The organism is Vibrio cortegadensis (assembly GCF_024347395.1).
Lineage (GTDB): Bacteria > Pseudomonadota > Gammaproteobacteria > Enterobacterales > Vibrionaceae > Vibrio > Vibrio cortegadensis.
On record NZ_AP025472.1, the window covers coordinates 42,536 to 67,349 of the forward strand.

General features: G+C 42.3%; 19 protein-coding genes. 9 read left to right on the forward strand and 10 right to left on the reverse strand.

The window, feature by feature from the left end:
- Positions 1–103: 103 nt before the first annotated feature.
- The 4 genes from OCV39_RS00215 to OCV39_RS00230 all read left to right on the forward strand — a co-directional run bounded on the left by OCV39_RS00215 (position 104) and on the right by OCV39_RS00230 (position 4,849).
- Entirely contained in the window at positions 104–1,657 is a 1,554-nt protein-coding gene (locus OCV39_RS00215; RefSeq protein WP_017052085.1) for an ABC transporter substrate-binding protein, read from the forward strand.
- 151 nt (positions 1,658–1,808) lie between these two features.
- Positions 1,809–2,786 carry an ABC transporter permease gene (locus tag OCV39_RS00220; RefSeq protein ID WP_113796120.1) on the forward strand — a complete coding sequence of 326 codons (978 nt, stop codon included), beginning with the start codon at positions 1,809–1,811 and terminating at the stop codon, positions 2,784–2,786.
- Positions 2,787–2,788: 2 nt separating this feature from the next.
- Positions 2,789–3,733 carry an ABC transporter permease gene (locus OCV39_RS00225; RefSeq protein WP_017052087.1) on the forward strand — a complete coding sequence of 315 codons (945 nt, stop codon included), beginning with the start codon at positions 2,789–2,791 and terminating at the stop codon, positions 3,731–3,733.
- 162 nt (positions 3,734–3,895) lie between these two features.
- A complete protein-coding gene (locus tag OCV39_RS00230) occupies positions 3,896–4,849 on the forward strand; it encodes an SPOR domain-containing protein (RefSeq protein WP_390903226.1) in 954 nt (317 codons plus the stop codon).
- Positions 4,850–4,923: 74 nt separating this feature from the next.
- On the opposite strand, the gene OCV39_RS00235 is transcribed toward OCV39_RS00230, so the two are convergent.
- From OCV39_RS00235 to OCV39_RS00265, 7 genes are all read right to left on the reverse strand, one after another.
- A complete protein-coding gene (locus OCV39_RS00235; RefSeq protein WP_261888687.1) occupies positions 4,924–7,560 on the reverse strand; it encodes a hypothetical protein in 2,637 nt (878 codons plus the stop codon).
- Positions 7,561–7,750: 190 nt separating this feature from the next.
- Positions 7,751–9,313: a hypothetical protein gene (locus OCV39_RS00240; RefSeq protein ID WP_261888688.1), complete on the reverse strand. Its 1,563-nt coding sequence runs from the start codon at positions 9,311–9,313 to the stop codon at positions 7,751–7,753.
- A gap of 29 nt (positions 9,314–9,342) precedes the next feature.
- The gene (locus OCV39_RS00245) at positions 9,343–9,906 is read right to left on the reverse strand and encodes a sigma-70 family RNA polymerase sigma factor (protein WP_113796128.1); all 564 of its coding nucleotides are present in this window, start codon (positions 9,904–9,906) and stop codon (positions 9,343–9,345) included.
- On the reverse strand, positions 9,906–11,345 hold the full coding sequence (locus tag OCV39_RS00250) for a chromosome partitioning protein ParA (RefSeq protein WP_261888689.1): 1,440 nt from the start codon (positions 11,343–11,345) through the stop codon (positions 9,906–9,908). Before OCV39_RS00250 ends, OCV39_RS00245 begins: the two co-directional genes overlap by 1 nt.
- A gap of 22 nt (positions 11,346–11,367) precedes the next feature.
- Positions 11,368–12,690: a serine/threonine protein kinase gene (locus OCV39_RS00255; protein WP_261888690.1), complete on the reverse strand. Its 1,323-nt coding sequence runs from the start codon at positions 12,688–12,690 to the stop codon at positions 11,368–11,370.
- Positions 12,691–12,845: 155 nt separating this feature from the next.
- Positions 12,846–14,216: a glutathione-disulfide reductase gene (gene gorA / locus OCV39_RS00260; protein WP_113796134.1), complete on the reverse strand. Its 1,371-nt coding sequence runs from the start codon at positions 14,214–14,216 to the stop codon at positions 12,846–12,848.
- 102 nt (positions 14,217–14,318) lie between these two features.
- Positions 14,319–15,173, reverse strand: coding sequence for a 23S rRNA (adenine(2030)-N(6))-methyltransferase RlmJ (locus OCV39_RS00265; RefSeq protein ID WP_261888691.1), 855 nt, complete (start codon positions 15,171–15,173; stop codon positions 14,319–14,321).
- A gap of 160 nt (positions 15,174–15,333) precedes the next feature.
- Here OCV39_RS00265 and prlC point away from each other — a divergent pair, with 160 nt between their 5' ends.
- Positions 15,334–17,376 carry an oligopeptidase A gene (prlC, locus tag OCV39_RS00270; protein WP_261888692.1) on the forward strand — a complete coding sequence of 681 codons (2,043 nt, stop codon included), beginning with the start codon at positions 15,334–15,336 and terminating at the stop codon, positions 17,374–17,376.
- Between the two features lie 87 nt (positions 17,377–17,463).
- Here the strand turns inward: prlC and asnC are convergent, their stop codons facing one another.
- The gene (gene asnC / locus OCV39_RS00275; protein ID WP_113796138.1) at positions 17,464–17,928 is read right to left on the reverse strand and encodes a transcriptional regulator AsnC; all 465 of its coding nucleotides are present in this window, start codon (positions 17,926–17,928) and stop codon (positions 17,464–17,466) included.
- Between the two features lie 105 nt (positions 17,929–18,033).
- Here asnC and OCV39_RS00280 point away from each other — a divergent pair, with 105 nt between their 5' ends.
- The 3 genes from OCV39_RS00280 to OCV39_RS00290 all read left to right on the forward strand — a co-directional run bounded on the left by OCV39_RS00280 (position 18,034) and on the right by OCV39_RS00290 (position 22,579).
- Entirely contained in the window at positions 18,034–21,171 is a 3,138-nt protein-coding gene (locus OCV39_RS00280) for an EAL domain-containing protein (protein WP_261888693.1), read from the forward strand.
- 55 nt (positions 21,172–21,226) lie between these two features.
- On the forward strand, positions 21,227–22,006 hold the full coding sequence (locus tag OCV39_RS00285) for a class I SAM-dependent methyltransferase (protein WP_136994087.1): 780 nt from the start codon (positions 21,227–21,229) through the stop codon (positions 22,004–22,006).
- A 129-nt stretch (positions 22,007–22,135) separates the two neighbouring features.
- The gene (locus tag OCV39_RS00290) at positions 22,136–22,579 is read left to right on the forward strand and encodes a hypothetical protein (protein ID WP_261888694.1); all 444 of its coding nucleotides are present in this window, start codon (positions 22,136–22,138) and stop codon (positions 22,577–22,579) included.
- 166 nt (positions 22,580–22,745) lie between these two features.
- Here the strand turns inward: OCV39_RS00290 and OCV39_RS00295 are convergent, their stop codons facing one another.
- On the reverse strand, positions 22,746–23,636 hold the full coding sequence (locus OCV39_RS00295; protein ID WP_261888695.1) for a carboxylate/amino acid/amine transporter: 891 nt from the start codon (positions 23,634–23,636) through the stop codon (positions 22,746–22,748).
- A 51-nt stretch (positions 23,637–23,687) separates the two neighbouring features.
- Positions 23,688–24,122 carry a universal stress protein UspA gene (uspA, locus tag OCV39_RS00300; protein WP_017052102.1) on the reverse strand — a complete coding sequence of 145 codons (435 nt, stop codon included), beginning with the start codon at positions 24,120–24,122 and terminating at the stop codon, positions 23,688–23,690.
- A 157-nt stretch (positions 24,123–24,279) separates the two neighbouring features.
- Between uspA and ftnA the strand changes: the two genes are divergently transcribed.
- On the forward strand, positions 24,280–24,807 hold the full coding sequence (ftnA, locus tag OCV39_RS00305) for a non-heme ferritin (protein ID WP_017052103.1): 528 nt from the start codon (positions 24,280–24,282) through the stop codon (positions 24,805–24,807).
- The last annotated feature ends 7 nt before the right edge of the window (positions 24,808–24,814 follow it).

Genomic DNA, 24,814 nt, shown 5'->3' on the forward strand with positions numbered 1-24,814 from the left:
AATAAAAAAGTAAGAAAAGGCAGTGGTTCCAAGTTCTCTTGGATATAAAACAAAGCAAATACATAAAATAGGGATTTAAGTCCCCGCATGAAGGAGTTATGCAATGAAAACCATGAAAAGCAAGTTAGCAGTCGCTTTGATGGCAGCTGGCCTAAGTTTTGGCGCAGCGGCAGCAGATATTACCGTTGGCTATGCAGCTGACCCTGTATCACTTGACCCGCATGAGCAGCTATCTGGCGGCACACTGCAAATGTCTCACATGGTATTTGACCCTCTAGTTCGCTTCTCTCAGTCAATGGACTTTGAAGCACGCCTAGCTGAAAGCTGGGAGCGTGTGAACGATACAACTTTCCGTTTCAACTTACGTAAAGGTGTAAAATTCCATTCTGGTAACGAGCTAACCGCAGACGACGTAGTATGGACATTCGAGCGTCTTCAAAATTCACCTGATTTTAAATCAATTTTTACGCCGTATGAAAAATTGGTAAAAGTTGACGATTACACAGTAGAACTCATTTCAAAAGCGCCATACCCATTGGTTCTTCAAACAGCAACGTACATCTTCCCTATGGATAGCAAGTTCTATTCAGGTAAGACGTCAGATGGCAAAGAAAAATCTGAAGTGGTTAAGCATGGTAACTCTTTTGCATCGACTAACGTTTCAGGTACGGGCCCGTTCATCGTAACGTCTCGTGAGCAGGGCGTTAAAGTGGTATTTGAACGCTTTAATGATTACTGGGATTCAAAGTCTGACGGTAACGTAGATAAGCTAACGTTAGTGCCAATTAAAGAAGATGCGACGCGTGTTGCTGCACTTCTTTCTGGTGACGTGGACATGATTCACCCTGTTGCGCCAAATGATCACAAGCGTGTTAAGAATGCGAAAGGGGTCGATTTGGTTACCCTTCCTGGTACACGTATCATCACTTTCCAAATGAACCAAAACAGCAACGAAGCGCTAAAAGATGTGCGCGTTCGTCAAGCTATCGTTCATGCGATCAATAACGAAGGTATCGTTAAGAAGATCATGAAAGGATTTGCAACATCAGCTGGCCAGCAAAGCCCGACAGGTTACGCAGGACACGATGAGTCTCTTGTTCCTCGCTACGACCTGAAAAAAGCTAAGCAGCTAATGAAAGAGGCGGGCTACGAGAAAGGCTTTACTCTAACAATGATGGCTCCAAATAACCGTTATGTGAATGATGCGAAAGTGGCACAAGCATCAGCGGCAATGCTATCTAAGATTGGTATTAAAGTTGATCTTAAAACCATGCCTAAAGCGCAGTACTGGCCTGAATTCGATGTCTGTGCTGCAGATATGATGATGATTGGTTGGCACTCAGATACAGAAGATTCGGCGAACTTTAATGAGTTCCTAACGATGACTCGTAACGAAGAGACTGGCCGTGGTCAATATAACTGTGGTCACTACTCAAACCCTGAGATGGATGCGATTGTTGAAGCGTCGAACTCAGAAACTGATGCAGCGAAACGTGCAATGATGCTGAAAGGTGTCGAAGCAACACTTTATAAAGATGCAGCATTTGTACCACTACATTGGCAGAGTGAAGCTTGGGGTGCGAAATCTAACGTAGGTGCAGCTGCGGTAGTTAACCCAATGGTTATGCCTTACTTTGGCGACCTTGTAGTTAAGTAATCTTTATTACTTGCTAAATAAGAGCCGTCGACTTGGCGGCTCTTTGTTTACTCTTTGTATACCCTCTTATTTCAGTCGGGCGGTGTATCATTTTAAAGGCTGAATTATATTTTCTAGCGATAGAAATACATGGATAGTTAAGGGGCAAGGAATGTTTACGTTTCTGGTCAAGCGCCTGTTTCAGGCACTGATAGTGATGTTTGTGATCAGTTTGGTGGCGTTTTCCATTCAGGATAATCTGGGTGATCCGTTACGTGAGTTAGTTGGGCAATCTGTTTCTGAGTCAGAGCGTCAAGCTTTGCGCGATGAGTTAGGCCTCAACGATCCCTTCATTACTAAATATACTCGTTTCATTGGCGCCGCTGTTCAGGGCGATCTTGGCACATCTTATTTCTTCAAGCGTCCAGCCGTTGACGTGATTTTAGATAAATTAGTCGCGACGCTAGAGTTGGTATTCGGCGCAGCGTTGATTATTGTTTTTTTATCGATACCTCTTGGTGTATATACCGCCATCCACCCAAAGAGTTTTTTTACCAAAGTCGTTATGGCTGGCAGTAGTATCGGGATCTCCGTGCCGGTATTTTTGACCGCGATTATGCTGATGTATGTCTTCTCTATTGAGTTAGGCTGGCTTCCCTCTTTTGGACGCGGAGAAACGTACAATTTATTGGGTTGGGAGTCTGGTTTCTTTAGTCTCGATGGTCTTGCACACTTAGTGTTGCCGTGCATTGCGTTGGCATCGATTATGCTGCCGCTGTTTATTCGTTTAGTTCGTTCTGAAATGTTAGAAGTGTTGAGCTCTGAGTATATAAAATTTGCTAAAGCGAAAGGCTTGGCTCTGAATAAAATTTACTATCAACATGCTCTGAAAAATACGCTGCTTCCAGTGTTAACGGTTGGTGGTGTGCAAATTGGTACCATGGTGGCTTATACCATTCTGACCGAAACCGTGTTTCAGTGGCCGGGTACTGGCTTCCTATTTTTAGAAGCGATCAATCGAGTGGACACCCCTCTGATCACTGCTTACGTTATTTTTGTTGGGCTTATTTTTGTGGTGACAAATACGATTGTCGATTTGTTGTACGGAATTATTAACCCGACAGTTAATCTTACAGGTAAAGGAGCATAGTCATGAGCAATACTCAAACTGCCGTTGCCCCGTCTACTTGGGAACGTTTTAAACAATCAGATTTTTTATATTATTTTTTACGCGATAAAGTGGCGATGTTCAGTTTTGCCATTTTCTCTATCTTTTTGATTATGGCTCTCGCGGCACCACTCGTGGCACCGATGGACCCATATGATGTGACTTCTATTGATATCATGGACTCCGAACTTCCGCCTTCGTGGATGGAAGAGGGGGATGAGCGCTTCTTGCTCGGAACCGATGAACAAGGCCGTGATATTCTTTCAACTATGCTCTACGGCTCTCGCTTGTCGTTAACGATTGGCTTCTTAGCGGTTGGTTTACAGCTGTTCTTGGGCATTATTATCGGACTATCATCAGGTTACTTTGGTGGTCGAATTGATAGTTTCCTAATGCGGTTTGCTGATGTTCAGCTGTCATTTTCGACAATGATGGTCGCGATAATTGTCTCTGCGATTTTCAAGGCAAGTTTTGGTAGTGACTTTTATAGTCAATACGCAGTGCTAATGCTGGTGGTGATCATCGGTATTGCCGAGTGGCCTCAGTATGCTCGTACGATTCGTGCGTCGGTATTGGCTGAAAAAGAGAAAGAGTATGTAGAAGCGGCACGAGTGATGGGCTTTAAAGCGCCACGCATCATGTTCCGTCATATTTTGCCGAACTGTTTATCGCCAATTTTGGTTATTTCTACCGTACAAATAGCGAATGCCATCATGTCTGAGGCGGCATTGTCGTTCCTTGGTTTAGGCCTACCGGTTGATCAGCCTTCGCTTGGTGCGTTAATCAGCACAGGGTTTAACTACATCTTCTCAGGAGCGTGGTGGATCACCGCATTCCCAGGTGTACTTTTAGTTACCCTTGTGTTGGTAATAAACCTACTCGGTGACTGGTTGCGAGATGTATTCAACCCTAAGATCTATAAAGGGTAACTGAATAATTGGATTGTTAGCTAATTAATAATGAAAAGTAAGAGCCGTAAGATATTACGGCTCTTTTTTTGCATGTAATCTAGAGTATCGCATTATCGTCAAATCCTTGAATGTGATTGGTATGGACAAACAACGTTTCACTATCAATCAGCTAGAGTATGTATGGAGTTTAGAATGGCAAAAAAGCCACGTATTAAAAATAAAACCTACAGCCTAGGCTTAATAGTGGCCGCTTCGTTGAGTTTTCCCACTATTTCTCACGCAGAGACATTCTTATGTGATGGTACGCAAGCTGCCGCAAATCAGTTGCCACAGTTGAGCCAAAGTTGCCCAATAGGTAAAGGCTTATGGGGCAAGGCGTTGCCGAATAAAAACATTGAGGATCCAACGTTTTGGATTCAATGTGGGATGTTAGCCAGGACATTACCTCTCGCTACTGCGAAACCGCTTTACCAGAAAATATCTACGGACGTGTGGATGAAGCCCGAAGGGAATGGATATCGATGCCTGATTGGGCCTTACGATAACTTCCCGGATGCGAAGAAAGAGCTTTCGCAAGTCAGAAGCCTTAAAGCCTATAAAGAAGCCTTTATTCGAGTGGTTGATAAGTCAGCACCTCAAGCTAAACCGTCAGTAAAACCCGATCCAGCCGCGAAAAATAAAGCGCTTAAAGCTAAAGGTGCTAAAACAAAAGAGCCTAAAGCAAAAGCGTCACCGTCTGTGCGGAACACAATGAAACCTAAATCAACGCAGGTATTAGCGACATCTGATCTAACCACAAATACCGATATTTCCGTCCGAGTTCAAACGCAAGTAGACGGGCGAACTTATGTTGTGCCATATGTTTTGGATGATAATAACCAGTTCTATATGGAGCACAGCAAAGCATGGAACCGTTTAAGTTATGACAACGCAGGGGAAGTTTGTAGCGAACTTAAAATGCGTTTAGTAACAGAAGGTGAGTGGAAAAAATTACTGGCGACAAATGTGATGGAAAAAGACAGTTGGCCAATGCATCTGCCATATTGGGGCCATCAGAAGAAAGGATTATTCACCAACGGAAGAATCACCCAGCTAAAGGGGTCATCATTGCTGAACGTATTGTGTGTGAAGTAGTGTAGAGACAAGAAAAAGTGATAAAAAAGCCCCGCAATGCGGGGCTTCGTTTATCTGCAATTATTAGCTTTTGCTTACTCGTACGAGCTATCACCAATGTATTTAATATTCATATTGAATGATGGTAGCTGATCTGTCAGTCCCATTAAATGGATGCGGTGGGAGCTTGGGTTTGCAAAGTTAGTTTTGTAGTCAAAATCTAAGGTTACGTATTTATATTTTTCTGTATTAGTCCAACAATTATCACCCTCAGTGAAGCTTGCCCATTGCTCACCAAAGAACCCCGCATCAAATGAGTTTTGTAGATCAGCACACGTGATATCTCCATTTGGATTATCAATAAACAAATCAGCGTCTGCTATACCATCATTACCGCCATCACCTTTGTTTTGCATCTGTGGAGTGATGTATAGCTCAACATACTCACCATTGATAAACAATGTTGTTAATTGAGCTACGTTATCCCAACTTCCGGTCGATACTGAATTGAGGCGACTTTCAGTTTCTGCTTTAGAAGTCATTGCTTCAAATGTTCCGAAGTCATCACCCTCATCTTCTTTCTCCACACTCGTTACAGTAAATCGTGAAGAAGTACCAAGTTTAGATGTGTGTTTAACCTCTAGAGTCATTGGGGCATAGTCATCTTCTAGGATGGTGATAACGTCGCCTTCAATACTGTAAGTTGCGCTTGCTGTATCTGATACAGGTGCGCAGCTTGTATTGACATCACCACTGTAAGACTCGCTACCAAAATATACTTTACCGTCATTTAAGTAGAATGTTTCACAGCGGTTCAACTTAACTTTATCATCAGACTCTGGGGTTTCGACGAAATATAATGGTTTACCTACTAGAGGGTGAAGATCGGGATCGACAGGTGGTGTCACCTCATCACTTGGTGCAACTGTTGGTAGCGAGAAGCTAACTGGTTCTGAAATAATTTCACCATCGTTATCTACATTTACACCTGCCATCATAATAAAGTGGCCATTTGTGACAGCTTTGGTTGGTGTACCTGAGAGTTTAAGGTATACATCATTTTCGATCGCTACTTTAACGCCGGGAATGCTTGTCGCGCCTTCTTGATCGTTTTCTAGGCCAACATAGTATTCTACTGAACCTGAGACATAGTCATCTTCAAATAACTCGTCAATCGCAATGCTATGAACATCGATCTCTTCACCAACTTTCATATTAGAGAGAAGTTGAGTGATGTACTTTTGTAATTCTGCAACTTCTTCTGGATCGGCTTTAATATTTTGCTCTTGGATTTCAGGAAGTGTGAATGTAACGTAAGTTGTATTCACGCCATCGTAAGCCGTAATGGTTACACTCTCACCAGCGGGATAAGCGTAAGTTGGAGCCTTTAATAGTTGAAGAGTTGCGTCTGCACCAACTTGGCTTTGATCGTCGATAAATATTTCAAGTCCATTCACAGATGTGTAAGCATCATATGCTAGTACGTCTTTATCATTAAATAGATCACTGATAATCACATAATCAAGTGAAGGAGCGACACCTTGAGCGAGTTCAAGTTCATCAAACCAAGATTGGATTTCTATTTTTTTATCAGCAATAACGCTTGGAGCGTCATTTTCTAGATCAACTTCTAACTCAAGTGTTGTTGTTGCAGAGCCAACAACTTTGTTTGTAGAATCTTTATCTTCCGCCGCTAGTGTAACGATGTAAGTATCACGGATAAGTGATGGCGTACCTGTAACGACTAGGTCACCGCCATTCACGGCAGTCAAAGTTACGCCCGTAATGATTTCTTGCATCTTAGTTGTGATTGATGCGTTGATTACGATGTCGTTGTTATCTGCGTCGCTAAATAGCGCTGTTTCTTCAAAAGAAAGCGGTAAAGAAATATCCAGATCTTCGTGAGTCGTTAGCTCTAATTTATCAGCTTGCGCGTTTAGATGATCTTTAGCATCTTTGCTTACGACAAGCTTAGTGTTAATTACTGGCTCTGTTGTTGGGTTACCATCAACAATCGGTTTGAAGTTTTCGTCGTCGATCTTATCTAAGTTATCTTCTACAACTTCAGTCGCTTCTTCTGCAACACCTGTTGGGTTAGCCTCATAACCAGCAGGGTCGTTAGCTTTAGATTCTGTTAGGATTTGAGCGGTTTTATGAAGCTCTGCATTATCATTGGCAATGACGTCTCCGAAGGCATCTTCGCTGTTTTCGGGTAAACCTAATGATACGTTGACGGTTTTCTTAGCTTCGGTAATGTCAGCGTCAGTTGGGTTAGCTCCTGCTTCAAGTACCACTAGATCCGTTAAAGGAGATATGACATCTTCACCAGGCAAAGTTCTGAATACGACTTCATGTTCCATTGCTTGAGTTGGGTGATCCATGTCTATGGTGTATTTACCAGCAAACAGTTGTGGGTTACTTGCGATAAGCGCTGCTTGTTTTGCGCCACCAGGCGTTAATGTTTGCAAAGCTAAGCTAGTCACAGAGCGGAATTCGTCGTCAGATAGGCTTAGCTTACCTTCAGAGTCTGTTAGCCCTAAGATGATGTCTGAATTGATGTCCAAAACGCCATTTTTGTTTTTATCATCAAACACAACCGCTTGGTTAAAGTAACCATCAAAACCTGTAATCGTTACACCATTAGGCGCTGCGCCATCTGAACTGCTCGAACCGCCACCACAACCTGTTAGTGCCACTGCTACTGACGCTGCTAGCAAAGTAATCTTCTTCATTATTTATCCTTTGTTATTTAAGGTGTGGATGACCCACAGTTCCTTGTTTACCACTGATTATTTTTTTAAGCCGATATTAGAATCTTTAAGGCATGTTTTTTACGAGTTTTCATAAGTAATAACAAGACACGGAAAGCATGAAAAAAACCGTAAACTTTTTTACGTTTTTCTTTTATTTAAGACAATCGATCTATTTATTTCTGGTTGGAGAGTGGTAGACAAAATTCATTTTTAGTTCCTCATACAAATGTGCGTACTCAGGTTTTGGTCTAAAAATATAGCTGTATACGTTGCCATCAATGAACTCATCATAGGGACTGTATGTGAGATCAGTGAAAAGTGAAAAACGCTGATTTGAAGGGAACTCACCACAATGAAAAGAGTACGTATTCTCGGGGTGAGTGCTTGAGGATACGATATCAATGTCGTAATTACCTTTTCCTGCCATCACTGAAGATTGGAAAAATGGGCCTACATATTGGCAATTGAGGCTGATATCGTAACCGTGAATATTAAGGTCGGAATCCATAAACTCACCATTGCTACCAATATTCTCTCGCTGGTAAATGTAGTTACCTGCATAAACAAGGAGATACTCTTGTTTTGGTGTCAGAATAAGATAATCAAAAGTGGCTGATTGGTATTCATATTGGCCTGTATGAATGTTTATTTTTGCTTCCATTGCCGCTTTGCTTTTCTGTAAGGTGTAGCTTTCGTATTTTTCACCATCATAAATTGTGGTGAAATAGTTCGTCACACCTTTTTGTTGTACCGATGAGTACTCTTTCTTTAAATCCCATACCTGCTGAGCATGAAAGCTAGACTCGTTACTGCTTATAATGAGTTGGTTTCCGTTTATTTGATAATGCCCAATGTCACGCAGTTGATTTTCATTGGGGCAGGAAGTTTTGGCCGTTGATTTGGCGTAATAAACAACATCATTAATGAATTTGAATGCCTCACAGAAAACCACCTCATAGTTGTAACTGACTCCTGCGTGCTGTTTGGCTGACTCTAAGCGATAAACCATGTCACCAATGAGCGGATGTTCTTGTTCTTCTGTTGATGCTTCTACTTCTGGTAGTGAGAAATGTGCCGAAACCCACGCTTGCTGATCATCACCATGGTAACTGTCCCTTACTGATACCGTTAGGCGAGAACGTTCAGTTTGTAATTCGGGTGTCCCCTGAATGAGTAAAGCGCCGTTATTGGATATAGAGAGCCCTGTCGCTCTGAGGTCGATACGAGTAGTCAAAAAATCATCATCAGGATCGGAAAACAGCTGATTTAGGTTCAACTCATAGCTGATAGGGCTACCTTGAGTTAGTTGCCATGAATACATGACCGTTTGTAGCTGTTGATGAATTTGCTGGTTGAGCTCCGGTTTTCTGTTTTGTCCTGTACCGTCATTGTTATCATCGGTACTGACTATTACCGTCGTACTGTTTGGTTCAAAGGCGTCTAACAACGCTTGTTCAGAGTTTTTTTGTTCTTGGTTTAACGGTGAAGCATGAACATTCGCAGCATCGAACTTTTCGGTAAGTGGAATGTTTTTTGGATTCTTTTTCACCATATTCAAGGTAGCGTTTGAAACCTCGGGGTGAGGTGGTTCAAGGTTTGAATTCGCACTCTGAGGCTGTTTTGATCGTTCACTCAGAGTTGCTGTTAACTCTTCACTATAGGTCGATGAGATCCATAACCAAGCGGCACTCCCGAATAAAGTGACACATAATAGAAGCCGACGTTTGTTCATTGTTATTAACGCTCTAAATTGAATAATGATTAAGCCATGCGTGACTGTAGCCAACAGCGCGAAAATTTTAGGTCTTTTTCGATTAAGCTATCGCTGCATTCGAGTAGTTGGCTGATCTCTTGATTTCTCATACCCATCAAATATTTCAGCTTTAACGCATTGGATTGTCTAGGGTACTGAACACTAAACCGATCCAGCGCTTTATCGACAATAATCAGTTGTTCGAATTTATCGTCATGCAAATTCGGAATGGACGTCAGCTGTTGGCGTTTTTTCGCTTGGAGCGAACGTGCGTTATCGATCAATATTTGGCGCATAACTTTCGCGGCCATCAGAAAAAATTCACGCTTGTTTGATACATCGCTGAGATCTGAGTGGCTCATTTTTAAATACGCATCATGTATGAGGGCGGTTGTGCTATTCACGCTGTCGGCAAGCACTTCGTTATCAATGCCATGTTTTACTGCGCTTCTGTCACGCTCTTGTTGGGCGATGTTTCTGAGTTGCAAATAGGCAAATTGATAGAGTTCACTTTCAGCTTGTTTGTTGCCAGATTGCCACTGTTGGATAATTTGGGTCAGTGAGTTTGCCATTATGCTGCTCCTGCAATTTTTTTGAACTCGGAGATTTTGAACGTCTCTAATTGCTCTGAGCCGTCTTGTTGTATTCTTTTTTCTTGTCTATAGCGATAAAGCACACCTTGATCCCAACTTTCCCCAGCAGGTAAATATTCCCAAGTGGTGTATTGAGGTTGGGAGTCTTTGTTGTACCAACGAACTAATATATTCATTTGAGCGAGAGTCGCTGAACCCTGTGAGCTTTCTAGCCACCACATATCTGGATATTGGTCAGTGACGTCGATGCTGTACTGGCTAATATCTGTTGGGCAATCTGTATTTTCTTTTTCGGTTAGGAATATTTGACGCTGTTTTATAAGTAAACATTGTTGAGTCGTGTTATCGCTAAGGTATTGCGTTTTTTGCCAAATACCTTGGTAAGAGATGTTGTTACCTTTGATTTCTGGGTAGGTAAACCAAAGCATTTCAGTTTGATTATTATGCTGTATCTTTTCAGTCGGACCTAGCCCTTGGACTTTCTCCATTAATAGTTGGGTGCTTGGGTCAAAACTTAAGGCAACTGTCCGATATTTCCACTTTCCTTCATCGCTATAGTTTTCGATTGAAAAGCCGTTGAGATCATTACGAGTACAACCATCTTGAGCGCATCCGACTAAGCCCTGTTGTTGAGCGAAGTTACCGATAGGCTCGATTACGATCTCTTTGTATTGTTTATTGAGATCTAAATAACAGCCATTAAAGTAGTCACCAACGCTAGGATATTGGATCATACTGTCATTCGTGATTTGGTAAGACATGTTGCCGAAAGGCGGGGTGTATTTAGGATGTTTTCGATAACGTAAATCATAAGCACATAACTTACCTGACCAATCTTTTTTCTTGATGATGATATTACTTAGGCGAGTATTGAGTGGCTGATAGATAACATCATCAGAAGTGAAGTTCTTCTGAATGTACTCTTGGCTTTGATTAAGGTGCTCAACGGCGGTTTTTACGCTAACCAGTGGAATACCGAGATCTTGGCTTGAACGGTTTAAGAAGCTTAAATCAATATTTTTAAGCTTCTGCTGAAAGTTTGGATCGGATAATAAGCGACTAGCAAGCACAATCTCTTCTTGATTCAATGGCGTGCTATCCAGTGAGAGAAGCAAGCGTGTGATATTGATACTACGGCTTGGTTGAGTCGTCGCAAGACTAGGGGTGATGATTTTCTGGCTAGATAACGTAGTCAGCAAATAACTTGATTCATCACTCCCTAAAAAGAAGCTCACCACATCACTTGGGTTATATTGGTATTTCCCTTTGTTGGTGACTCCAGTTAGCCCTGAGCTGGTTTGGTAGTACAAACCACTAACCGGAGCATCGATAAAATACCCCGTACTAGGGATTGATTGAGCGTGGGTAATACCACTAAAAAGTGTGATACACGCGCCGAGCAAAGCCATACTCTTCATGTTTATTCTCTTCTACGTTGTTTTATTTTTTTGTGCAATTTGGCGCGCAATTGAGGCTGCTCTTTTTAGGGACCGGCGTCATCATGGCTAATAGCATCTTTTGTTTTATGTGTTGAGGTAAGTTGGGGTTTGCAAGGATCCTTCGTCTCGTGAGTTCAAGCATCGTCTGTACGGACATCTGTGCATTCACATCCCCTTTGCTATGAAACATTAAACTGGCCACTTCAAACATCATCTCTTCAGCGACCTGTTTTTCTTGTTCTAACTGGTGGTTTTTTTGAATCAGAGTGATCGAAAAAGCCGCGGCAGATATTATTAATAACCCCCCAAGCATCATTTGAATTGGCTTACGCTGAAATAGCCTTAGAGTGCTATAAAACGGCATATTTTGTTTTATGGAAATAGGCTGATGCGTGAGAATGTTTTTTATATCATAACGCAGCTTTTCGACAGATTTGTACCTCTGCTCTGGCTGCTCTTGAGTCGCTTTTTGAATGATACAGAAAACATCAGATCGCGGATGTTCATCTGGAAACATTAGCGACAGTATTTTCCCCAGCGAATAGACATCGCTTTGGTTCGTCAAATAATCACCAGCCATCTGCTCTGGACTGGCATAGTGCTCACTGTACGCAAGTAGAAGATCACTGTGACTGTCATTGGTGGCCACTTTTTGAGTAATGTTGAAATCTAAAAGCTTTGGGTTTCCATCGCTATCAACAAGGATGTTCTCTGGCTTTAAATCAGCATGGAGTATATGTTGCTGGTGGGCGTGCTCAATGGCTTGGCAAATTTGAGTAAAAAGCAGCAACTTTCTTTTTTTAGACAGTTTATTTCTTTCCAAGTGCGCATTCAGTGTGTCACCAATAACCCGTTCCATGATGATATAGAGATAGCCTTGGTGTTCACCGCCATCAAATACTTTTGCCACGTAAGGATGATTGAGCCTTGCGAGTAGTTGTGCTTCATCAAACAGTGCTCTTCTGCCTAAGATGTCAGTCAACCCTGCTTGAATAAACTTAATGGCTAACTGTTGCTCAAAAGTATGATCTGCTCTCTCTGCTGCATAGACAATCCCCATCCCCCCTCGACCTATCTCTTGACGAAGTTGGTATTTACCGATGATTTGATCGGAGAAATTGAACTCTTGTTTGATTGCTTGTTGCGCGTGGAAGCCGAGCAACTGAGTGAGTGGCTCTGAAGGGACCGTTTTAAGTAAAGGTTGTAACTGCCTATATAGATTGGGTTGATGAATCTTAAGAGTAAATAACTGCTTTTCTCTTTCGACTTCATCAAGATCTAACAGATTGTAGAAAACTTGAGTTGAACTGGAACCTAGCTGCACGACGACTATTATTTTTTTATTTTGTTTGGCTAAGTTTATAATATATTTTAGAAAAATATATTAATTTCGAATGGCAAAGCGGCTCTCAATAAGCGTTAGGTAACAAAATAAAAAAAAAGGTCAGTAATTACTGACCTTTTTCTCAATATTAGCGCCTAACGCATGGTAACGAATTCCTCACTACCCGTAGGGTGAATTGCGACAACTGAATCGAAATCAGCTTTAGTTGCGCCCATTTTCATTGCGACAGCAAAGCCTTGAATCATCTCATCAACAGTAAAACCGATGCCATGTAGGCCGACAACTTTCTCGTCGTCACCTGCACAAATTAGCTTCATCTTACAAGGCTGACGGTGTTTAGTTACCGCTGTGTACATAGCCGTGAAGCCAGAGGTGTATACCTTGATGTTGTCTTTGCCGTACTTCTCTTCCGCTTCTTGAGTCGTTAGGCCGATCGTACCGATTGGTGGGTGGCTGAATACCACCGTTGGTACCAACTCGTAGTCCATCTTAGCGTTTGTTTTACCGTTAAATAGGCGCTCAGAAAGTTGGCGACCTGCTTTAACGGCAACTGGTGTTAGCTCAATACCACCTTCCATGATGTCACCGACACAGTAGATGCCTTTCACGTTCGTTTCTTGGTATTCGTCTACTTTGATGTAACCACGATCGTTAGTTTCAACACCGGTTACGCCTAGGTTAATGGCGTCCGTTGTAGGATGGCGACCAATCGCCCAAATGAGCGTATCAACGTTTTGGGTTTCACCATTTTCTAAGTGAAGGGTTAGGCTACCATCTTGTTCTTTAACCACTTCTTTTGGCACAGAGTGAGTATGAAGCGTTGGACCTTCAGTATTCATCACTTCAACCAGCGTTTCGACGATCATAGGGTCGAAGCTACGTAGTGGTGACTCTTTACGGCAGAACAGGTGAGTCTCTGTACCTAATGCGTGTAATACACCTGCGATTTCAACGGCAATATAACCCGCACCAATAACCGCAACACGTTTAGGCTGTTCCATCAGATCGAAGAAGCCGTTTGAGTCGATGCCGTGTTCCGCTCCTGGAATATTTGGAATCGTTGGGCGACCACCAACAGCAATCGTGATGTGATCAGCAGTATAAAGCTCACCGTTGACTTCAATCGTTTTTACATTTGCGCCTTCGGTGTCAACAAAGCGAGCAAACCCTTTGATTACGGTGACGTTGTTGTTGCCCAGAACGCGGTCGTAAGATTGGTGGATACGGCCAATGTACGCTTGGCGGTTTTCAATCATCTTGTTCCATTTGAACTCTTTAAGCTCAACGTCGAAACCGTAGTCCTCTGCGTATAAGTTGATTGCTTCAGCGACTTGAGCGCCGTGCCACATCACTTTTTTCGGAACACAACCTACGTTTACACAAGTACCACCAAGATCTTGAGCTTCGATGATTGCGACTTTTGCACCGTACATAGAGGCGCGATTTGCCGATGCAATACCACCAGAACCGCCACCGATACAGATATAATCAAAATGTGTTGCCATTACTTTCTCCGTTTTATAGTTTTTATTTCAATTCAGTATTAATGAATAGATTGGGACGTATTTCTTAGGAACAACCCAGAGTTATTCATTATTCAGGAGCTATTACTCAGGAACAATCCACTCAACCTTGAAATGCCCAGTTGCTGGTGCAATGGCCTCTTTCAAGTAAGGTAGAATTTCATTCATTTGGGCTTCTAACTTCCAAGGAGGATTAATCACAATCATACCTGATGCTGTCATTCCGCGTTCATTGGTATCTGGCGACACGCCTAACTCGATTTGTAAGATTTTGCGAATCCCTAAACCTTGCAAACCTTCGATCATATCTTCAATGTCGCAGCGATTAACCACAGGGTACCAAATGGCGTAAATGCCCGTTGCCCAGCGTTTATGGCTTTGTGCGATAGCCGTGACGACATCTCGATACTCTTTTGCTAATTCGTAAGGAGGGTCAATCAGAACCAAACCACGTCGTTCTTTCGGTGGCAAGCTACCCTTTAAACGTTGAAAACCATCCTCTTTGTAGATACTGACTTGGCGATCGCGATGAAATTCTTGCTCAAGCAGTGGGTGGTCACTCGGGTGAAGTTCAGTCAGCACCATACGATCTCCCTGACGCAAATGTGCGCGGGCAACTCGTGGTGAGCCTGGGTAATAACGCAGCTCATCGCCATCATTCAATGCTTGGATGGCATCTAGGTAGCTTTGAATGTCTTCAGGAATATCCACCTTTGGATCTTGCTCCATTGGGTGTAAGCGTGCGATACCTTGTTTGTATTCACCTGTTTTTTCTGACCATTCGTGAGTCAGATCGTAGCGACCAACGCCTGAGTGAGTATCGTGGTAGACAAAAGGCTTATCTTTTTGTTTAAGAGAATTAAGGATAAGGCTTTGTACAATGTGTTTTACTACATCTGCGTGGTTGCCTGCATGAAAGCTGTGACGATAACTGAGCAAAATAATTTCTCGCTTAACTGAATGAACCGTGAAGTCTCAAAATTTGATACTCCAAACAAACTAATGTGAATGATTATACGCCACTATTGAAAATTGCATAAGCTGCCTACATTTATTAGACGTATATAATGATAAAAAGACGAATTTAAAAGGATGCCTCATGTCTAATCCACTACTGACGTTTACCGATTTACCCCCGTTTTCTCAGATCCAACCTGAGCATATCAAGCCAGCTGTTGAAGCGGTCATAGCTGAATGCCGAGCAAAAATTGACGATGTATTAGAAAATAACACCACGCCAACATGGGATAATGTAATCGCACCTATCGAAGATGTGGATGATAAATTAAGCCAAGTTTGGTCGCCGGTGAGTCATATGAACTCTGTCGTCAATAGTGATGAGTTGCGTGATGCTTATGAGAGTTGCTTACCATTGCTGTCTGAATATGGCACTTGGGTTGGGCAACATAAAGGGCTATTTGAAGCCTATAAAGCCATCAAGGCGAGTGATGCTTTTGATTCACTAGAGCAAGCGAAGAAAAAGACCATCACCGATTCACTGCGTGATTTTGAGCTTTCGGGCATTGGCTTACCTGCTGATGAGCAGCATCGCTATGGTGAGATCAGCAAACGCATGTCGGAGCTAGGATCGCAGTTTTCCAACAATGTACTTGATGCCACAATGGGCTGGAACAAACACATTACTGATGTGGTTGAACTGGCGGGTATGCCGGAATCAGCAATTGCAGCGGCGAAAGAAACCGCAGAATCTAAAGAGCTTGATGGCTACCTGCTGACACTTGAAATGCCGTCATACCTACCGGTGATGGTGTATTGTGATAACCAAGCACTACGCGCAGAAATGTATGAAGCGTATGTAACACGCGCCTCTGATCGCGGTCCAAAAGCGGGCGAGTGGGATAATACTGAGCTGATTGCGGAACAATTGAAGTTGCGCCATGAAATTTCCCGGATGCTAGGTTTTAACACTTATAGTGAAAAGTCGTTGGCGACCAAAATGGCAGAAAACACGTCTCAAGTGATTGGCTTCTTAAATGATCTTGCGGTGAAAGCGAAACCACAAGGTGAAAAAGAAGTTGAAGAGTTGCGTCAATTTGCAGAAAAAGAGTTTGGCGTAACAGAGCTGAACTTGTGGGATATCCCTTACTACAGCGAAAAACAGAAGCAGCACTTATTCCAGATTTCAGATGAAGAGTTGCGTCCTTATTTCCCTGAAGAGAAAGTCGTTAGCGGATTGTTCGAAGTGTTGAATCGTGTATTTGGCATGCAAGTAAAAGAGCGAAAGGACGTGGATACTTGGCATCATTCTGTTCGCTTCTTTGATATCTTTGATTCGAACGACACACTACGCGGCAGTTTCTACTTAGACCTATATGCTCGCGAACACAAACGTGGTGGCGCATGGATGGATGAGTGTCGCGTACGTCGTCTGACTGAATCTGGTGATCTGCAAACTCCCGTCGCCTACCTGACGTGTAACTTCAATAAACCTGTCGGTGATAAACCAGCCTTATTCACGCACGATGAAGTGGTGACCCTATTCCACGAAACCGGTCATGGTATTCACCATATGCTAACAAAAGTGGATACCGGCTCTGTTTCTGGGATTAATGGCGTACCTTGGGACGCGGTAGAGTTACCAAGCCAGTTCTTAGAGAATTGGTGTTGGGAAGAAGAGGCATTGGCGTTTATTTCAGGACATTTTGAGACGGGCGAACCACTGCCGAAAGCGATGCTAGAAAAGATGTTAGCGGCGAAAAATTTTCAATCAGCGATGTTTATTTTGCGTCAACTAGAGCTTGGGTTATTCGATTTCACACTTCATACCGAGTTTGATCCTGAGTTGGGTGCTCGCGTGTTGGAAACGCTCCAAGAGGTAAAAGCGAAAGTTGCTGTATTGCCAAGTTTGGAATGGAACCGCTTCTCTCATAGCTTCAGCCATATTTTTGCTGGTGGTTATAGCGCAGGTTACTACAGCTATTTATGGGCAGAAGTACTTTCAGCGGATGCATTCTCTCGATTTGAAGAGGAAGGGATTTTTAATCAAGAGACGGGTCAAAGCTTCCTTAATAACATCCTAGAAATGGGCGGAAGCGAAGAGCCGATGGAACTCTTTAAACGTTTCCGTGGCCGCGAGCCTCAAATTGATGCCATGTTGCGTCATGCTGGGATTAACGCGTAATTCAGGCGGGGTCGTTAGTTAAAAAAGAGTCACTTTGGTGGCTCTTTTTTACATTTAAGTCTATGTTTATATTCTTGTTTGGTTGAATTATGGATTTACATTTCTATTTATAGGGTTTTGCAAAGAGATCAGTGTTTCAGTGGATTGCACTTCATCAATGGCTTGTAATTTATCAATCAAAACAAATTGCAGCTCTTCAATGGATTTACACATCAGTTTCACAAAAATATTGTAAGCCCCAGTGGTGTAATAAGCCTCAACAACTTCATCAAGGGCATTGAGTTTCGCTATCGCAGAATGATAATCACGAGCTGCATTAAGGTTGATGCCGATAAAGCAGCATACGTCGTAACCGAGTTTTTTGGTATTAACGACAACTTCTGTGCCTTGAATGATCTCAGCGGTTTTCATCTTCTCGATACGAACATGAATGGTCGCGGGGCTAACATTAAATTGTTTCGCCATTTCAGCATAAGGGGTCCGAGCATCTTCCATCAGTGTTTTGAGTATCGCTCGATCTAAATCATCAAGGCGACTATTAGATGCATGCATATTAACTCCTTATTTTACGTAATTAGACTATGTTAACAGGTAAAAGTATATTTTATCATCAGGGGTGATAGTATTAACAAATATAACTTTATTGGGATAACATTAGTGCGTGCCATCTTTTTTATTTTCGTCGCATTCTGTAGTTTTTTTGCTTCTGCACAAAGTAAAGATGTACTAATCATCCACTCCTACCATCAAGGCTTTTTTTGGACTGATGCCTTTCAGTCTGGGCTTCAATCTCGACTCGACACAAGAAACATCCCTTACCGAGTGGTTTATTTAGACACGAAGCGTTTCCAAAGTGCTGAATATTTAGAACAACTTTATCAACTCTATAAAACCAAATTTCAAAATGAAGAATTTCAAGCGATTGTCGTGAGTGATAATAACGCGCTTAATTTAATGCAGCGTTTAAGTTCTGAATTAAAAAACACCCCCGTTATTTTTGGTGGAATCAATAATTATCGTCCAGAGATGCACGCTAGCCTGAACGCGACGGGTGTGACGGAAGATATTAATTTGATGGGCAATATCTTGATGATTCAAGACTTGATGCCTGATGCAGAGAAGATCACGGTTATATCTGATCATTCAGTCACCGGACATGAAATTCGATCGCAAGTTGATGAATTCATAGAACAAAACCCAATCTATAAGAAAAAAATTGAACATTATGTTCCAGATACCTATGAAGAGCTTCTCGCTAGAACAGCGTCGTTTGATCGAAAAAATAGCATTCTCTTTTGGGTTTACTATCGCGATATTAATGGTTGGGTAAGTGACAATCAGCAATGGAAAAAATTAAACCAAGTCGCTTCTGCCCCTTTGTTTGTTATTCATGATCTTGGGTTAGGTTATGGAGCGGTTGGGGGGATCATGCAAAGTGGCTTAATCCAAGGGAAAGCTACGGGTGATTTACTACTTAAGGTTCTTGGTAACCTAAACCAACCTTTGCCAGCTGTGACCTCTGCTTCCCCTGAAATTAAGTTGGATTATGAAGCACTCGTTCGTTGGGAATTAATGGCTGATGACGTGGAACATTCTGCACTGTTGAATAAGCCTGAAACTTTTTTTAGTCGAAATCAAGAAGCGCTACAGACGTTCGGTGTTGTGTTTATCGTGATGTCTATAGTGATCATATTCCTCGTCTATTACCTCCGACGAATCAAAAATAGTGAAGTCGCCGCGCGTAAGAGTCAACTCTTATTAGAGTCCGTATTTGATCAAAGCTTCCAGTATATCGGCATGCTTGATCGTCATGGGCGACTCATTTCAAGCAATAGCAAACTTCAGGGGCTGTTTTTCCATCAAGGCATTAAACTGGATAAACCATTCTGGCTATATAAACATTGGCAAAATATGACGGCTGAAAAGCTCGAAGCGCTGTTTGTCCAAGGTCAGAAAAGTATCGTCTCTTTTGAAGCGGATGTGTGGTCGCAAAACAAAGGTCTGATTATTTTAGAGTTGTCGCTGAAACCTATGCTTTCTGATGACCAGACGGATGCGAATGTTTTGCTAGAGGCGAGGGATATTACGTCTCGCAAGTTGACAGAAGATAAACTCCATCAGCGTGAAATGAACTTGCGGACTTATTACGAGTTACAGCCCGTGATGATGGTGACGCTTGATAGCAACAACCGAATCCAACAAGTAAATCAATTTACGGAGAAGTTGCTTGGCTACCCGCAAGGGAAGTTACTCGGTCAACGCTTACGTGTTTTTTATAATGATGAGAATGCCATTATTCCAAGGCATGTATTGCTTCAGCCTAAGCAAGCGATGGAAGGCGTGTGGCGACGTGAAATTCAATATCGTCATGCTGATGGGCATACTATATGGGTGCGTGAAAATATTAGACCACTGCATGATTCTGGTGAATTACTGATTGTCGGTGAGGATATTAGTGAAACTTATGCGCTGTCAGAAAAATTGGAGTATCAAGCTCAATACGATTTGCTCACCAATACTTACAACCGAAACCATTTTGATATTGAGTTGAAGAAAGCGCTTCTTGAAGTTGAAAACCATATGAGAACGCATGCGATGCTGTTCCTCGACCTTGATCAACTCAAAGTGATTAATGACACGGCAGGGCATGATGCAGGTGATGCTGCGATTAAATTCTGTGCCAAAGTGTTGGAAGAAGTTCTGCCATATAACTCGATCTTGTCGCGTATGGGCGGGGATGAATTTGCCGTTCTTCTCAAAGACTGTACGGAATTTGATGCGATTAAAGTGGCGCGAAACATTATTTCAACCTTGGGTGATCAAGTGTTTACTTGGGAAGAGATTAAACTGAATTTAACCTGCTCAATTGGCGTTCGACTTATTGATCATACTGTTACCTCTTCGCAAATGGTTCATGCTCAAGCAGATACAGCTTGCCATGCTGCAAAAGAAGAAGGGCGTAACCGCTTTAGTTTGTACCACCAAGACGATGAAGATATTCGCCGTAGGCAGTTAGAGATGGAGTGCGTGAATTTAGTTCATAATGCACTGGCTCATGATCGCCTAGAACTCTTTGGTCAGCGAATTTTAGGTTTAAATCTTTACGATAATCAGAAGATGCACTTCGAGATCTTGGTGAGAATGAAAAATCATCAAGGAGACTATATTTCTCCTGGGATTTTTATACCGGCTTCGGAGCGTTACAACATTGCGCACTTGATTGATAAACAGGTTGTGACTAAAACCTTGAATTGGTTAGAAGCGCACCCAGAAGCAGTGGCGGACTTAGGGATCTGTTCGATTAATCTATCGGGTCACTCGATGGGTAACCAAGAGTTCATTGATTTTCTTTTGCATACCTTATCGGCAAGTTCAGTACCGTGTGACAAGATTTGTTTAGAGATCACTGAAACCGCAGCCATGAGTAACATGAATCAAGCGATAGAGTTCTTTACTCGCTTGAAATCCTTGGGTTGCCTCATTGCTTTAGATGACTTTGGGTCAGGTTTATCATCGTTTGGTTATTTAAAAAAATTACCAGTGGATATCGTGAAAATTGATGGTCTGTTCGTTCGGGATATGGACGTTAATGAAACCGATTATGTCATGGTAAGAGCGATCAATGATTTAGCCAAGCAGATGGGCAAACATACGGTGGCAGAGTTTGTCGAAAATACGAAAATTATCGATAAACTTCTGGAAATAGATGTCGATTTTGCCCAAGGGTATGTCATTGGTCGACCTAAACCGCTCGCTGAATTAGTCAGTGAGTTGAGCCTAGAAAAGGCCGTGTGATGGCGGTACACTTGCGAACTCTTTTTAATACTATAACTTCATGCGGAGCCTAACTTTGCAGCTACAACTGATTTGCGAAGATCCAACCCAATCCTCACGACTTCAAACCTTGGCACAACGCTGGCAATTAACTCATGATGAGCAGAGCATTTTTGCTTTAGTGCTGACACAAGAGCGCCTTGAATTACGAAAATTGGATGAGCCCAAATTAGGTGCGATTTTTGTCGACCTGATTGGCGGTGCGGTGGGGCACAGACGTAAATTTGGTGGTGGCAAAGGACAGTCAATAGCCAAAGCGGCAGGCTTAAATAAAGGCGCAACCCCAACGGTTCTAGATGGAACCGCAGGGCTTGGAAGAGATGCTTTTGTTCTCGCTTCGCTTGGTTGTAAGGTTCAGATGGTTGAGCGCCATCCTGTGGTTGCGGCTTTGCTCGATGATGGTTTAGAGCGCGCTAAGCAAGATCCCGAAATAGGAACATGGGTTGGCGACAGAATGACTCTGATCCACGCCTCCAGCCATGACGCGTTAGATAAATTAGCGGCCGATGATGATTTTGAACAACCGGATGTGGTCTATTTAGACCCTATGTACCCACATCCTGAAAATAAGAAAAAGTCAGCCCTAGTCAAAAAAGAGATGCGTGTTTTCCAATCATTAGTGGGTGCTGATCTTGATGCGGATAGCTTGTTAACGCCAGCCCTTGCATTGGCCAGTAAACGTGTTGTGGTGAAAAGACCTGATTATGCTGATTGGTTGGATGAAAAAAAGCCGACGATGGCCATTGAAACGAAGAAAAATCGTTTTGATGTTTATGTGAAAGCATCGATGGTTTAATGAAACTTACGCTCTCTATCTGTTCGTGATGATGCGCAAATTGACAAGAGCCTAATTTAAGACTTGTTAATTGGTATGATTGAAGGTATATCTAAGTAAGAATCATTATTATTCTCGCTAAGGTAAAGTATGACTAAGCGGATGTGCCAACTCACCCGTCAGGAAATTCGTGGCGAACTTGAGGGTATTTTAACATCAGCCTCTTCGCCTCAATATGTTTGCCGTTCTTGCGCTCGAACTTGCGCTTCTCAAGCGATGCTGTGTAACCCTGAATCGATTCAACTCAGTGTTGAGTCAAGGAGTACGGAGCAGTTTGAACTCGCTACTGAGCTTCCTCGTGAATCCTCTGAAAGTTTAAAAGATAAGGCATTGCCAGAAAGTGAAGCACAATTAAAAGCATTGAAGAAAGAGCTTAAGAAACAGAAGGAGTACTACAAAGAGATGAAAAAAGTACTCAAAAAGCAGCAAAAGCTTTTAAAGAAACAGCAAGAATTAGAGCTAGAGTTTGCCAAGACGAATCAATTGTTTCATGTGTCGAACATTCATGCTCCTGCGCCATCGCAATTGCATTGATGCTGAGTTCAGCCAATAAATAAAAATGCCCGAGACTGACATCTCGGGCATTTTGCGTTTTAAGTGGCTCAAGTTGGGTTTACTTTAATTTGGATTTCCAAACATACTTACTCAAACCAAAGTGACGGGAATGTAGGACTCGTTCATCCCACCAACAGCAAGAGCTCTACTCTTGCGAATGTAATTTTTTATATTGGCGCTCAACTTTAGGTTTTACCCATTTCTCATTAACCCAAAGAGACAGCAAAATAATGCCTCCACCAATCGATAATCGAACTACATCGACATCTCTATTCCAAATCAGAATATTGACCACCAACCCAGCAGGAACCAGTGCATTGTTCATGACGGCAAGAGCACCCGCATTCACCATGCATGCCCCTTTGTTCCACACAAAGTAACCTAACCCTGAAGCGATTAACCCTAAGTAGATTAATATTCCCCACTGTAATGATGTGGTTGGCAGTTTGTCTAGGTTACCCATTAACGCAAAGGCTATTGTCGCCACGCACAGCGCTCCAAGATAGAAGTATCCAAACACGGTGTGCTGAGGAAGATCTATCTCTTCTTGTTCCATGACATATTTATAGCCCACTTGGCCAATCGCAAAGCAGAGGTTGGCGCCTTGAACCACTAAAAAGCCCATTAAGAAGTGGTCGTTCACTCCTGCGAATTTAATGGTTACGGCACCAGCGACAGCAACAAGCGCGGTGATGAGATACCAAGGTGAAAACCGCCCTTTAAGAAAATCATAAAAAAGGGTGACGTAAATAGGGGTGAAAACCGTAAATAGAAGCACTTCAGGCACTGATAACAACAAGAAAGATTGATAGTAAAAACAGTACATCAAACCTAATTGAATGCCGCCAATAGTCATTAGCTTAGCGATCAGCGCTTTCGGAATATTGCGAAATTTTAAGAAAGGTAGAAACACAAGGCTTGCCAATGCAACACGCATTAACACCGAAAACCAAGAGTCGACCTGACCGGCAAGATAAACGCCAATCAGGCTAAATGAGAATGCCCATAAAAGGGTCACTGCTGCTAGATAATTCATAATCAATTCGTTCCATCAATAGATGGCAGCAGTCTACCTAAGTTTACGAGTTCAGTCTTGCTCCTCTTTAAGAGGTACAACCAACATATCAACAGGAGAATCGTTGATTAACTGGCGAGTTGAAGAGAGTAATTTACTCCAAAAGTCCTGATGATGACCGCATACTACGAGATCAACATGATACTCATTGATCGAATCACACAGCTCATTACTCAAATCGCCGCTGCCCACTAATGTATGTTTAATTGGGTATTGAGCATAGTCCGCAAAGCTTTGAAGTTGTTTCTGTGATGCCTCCATTGCTTGGTGTTGAGTTTCAGCTAAGTTGATATCAATTAACCCGGTATAAAGTTCGGCATAATTCACATCAATATGAATGAATGAAACGGTGGCTTCTAAAGGTTTCGCAAGTGCTACTGCCTTATCAATCAAAAGTTTACTGTCTTCAGACAGATCAACCGCTACTAAAATATGTTGATAACTCATATTACAATCTCCTTATTGTTGACTCCTTAAAGATTAGCACCGCGTGTGGTTTTTTTTTGTTGCTGTGATCTCATATCTCTACAGACTGCATCAGGTGTTAGTCGTTAAATCATGTTATATTTAAATTAATAAAAAGAAGCGTAATTAGGAGAGAGACATGCTATCTGCAAATATGGTTGAGAAATTGAATGAGCAAATTAATCTAGAATTTTTCTCATCCAATCTATACTTACAAATGAGTGCTTGGTGTGAAGACAAAGGTTTCGAAGGTGCAGCCGAATTTTTACGAGCTCACGCAGTCGAAGAAATGGAACACATGCAACGCCTTTTTACTTATGTAAGTGAAACAGGTTCAATGCCAATTTTAGGTGCAATTGAAGCTCCACAGCATGAATTTGAGAGCCTAGGTGACGTGTTCCGTGAAACGTATCAACATGAGCAGATGATTACGACACAAATCAATAAGCTTGCTCATGAAGCGTTTACTAACCAAGACTACTCAACGTTTAACTTCTTACAGTGGTATGTGTCTGAACAGCACGAAGAAGAGAAGTTATTTAAAGGGATTTTGGATAAGCTAGAGTTGGTTGGTGAAGATGGTAAAGCATTATTCTTTATCGACAAAGACCTAGCGATGATGGCAAAAGAAGGTTCATCTTCTATTATGGATACCCCTGCTGCGTAACATCACA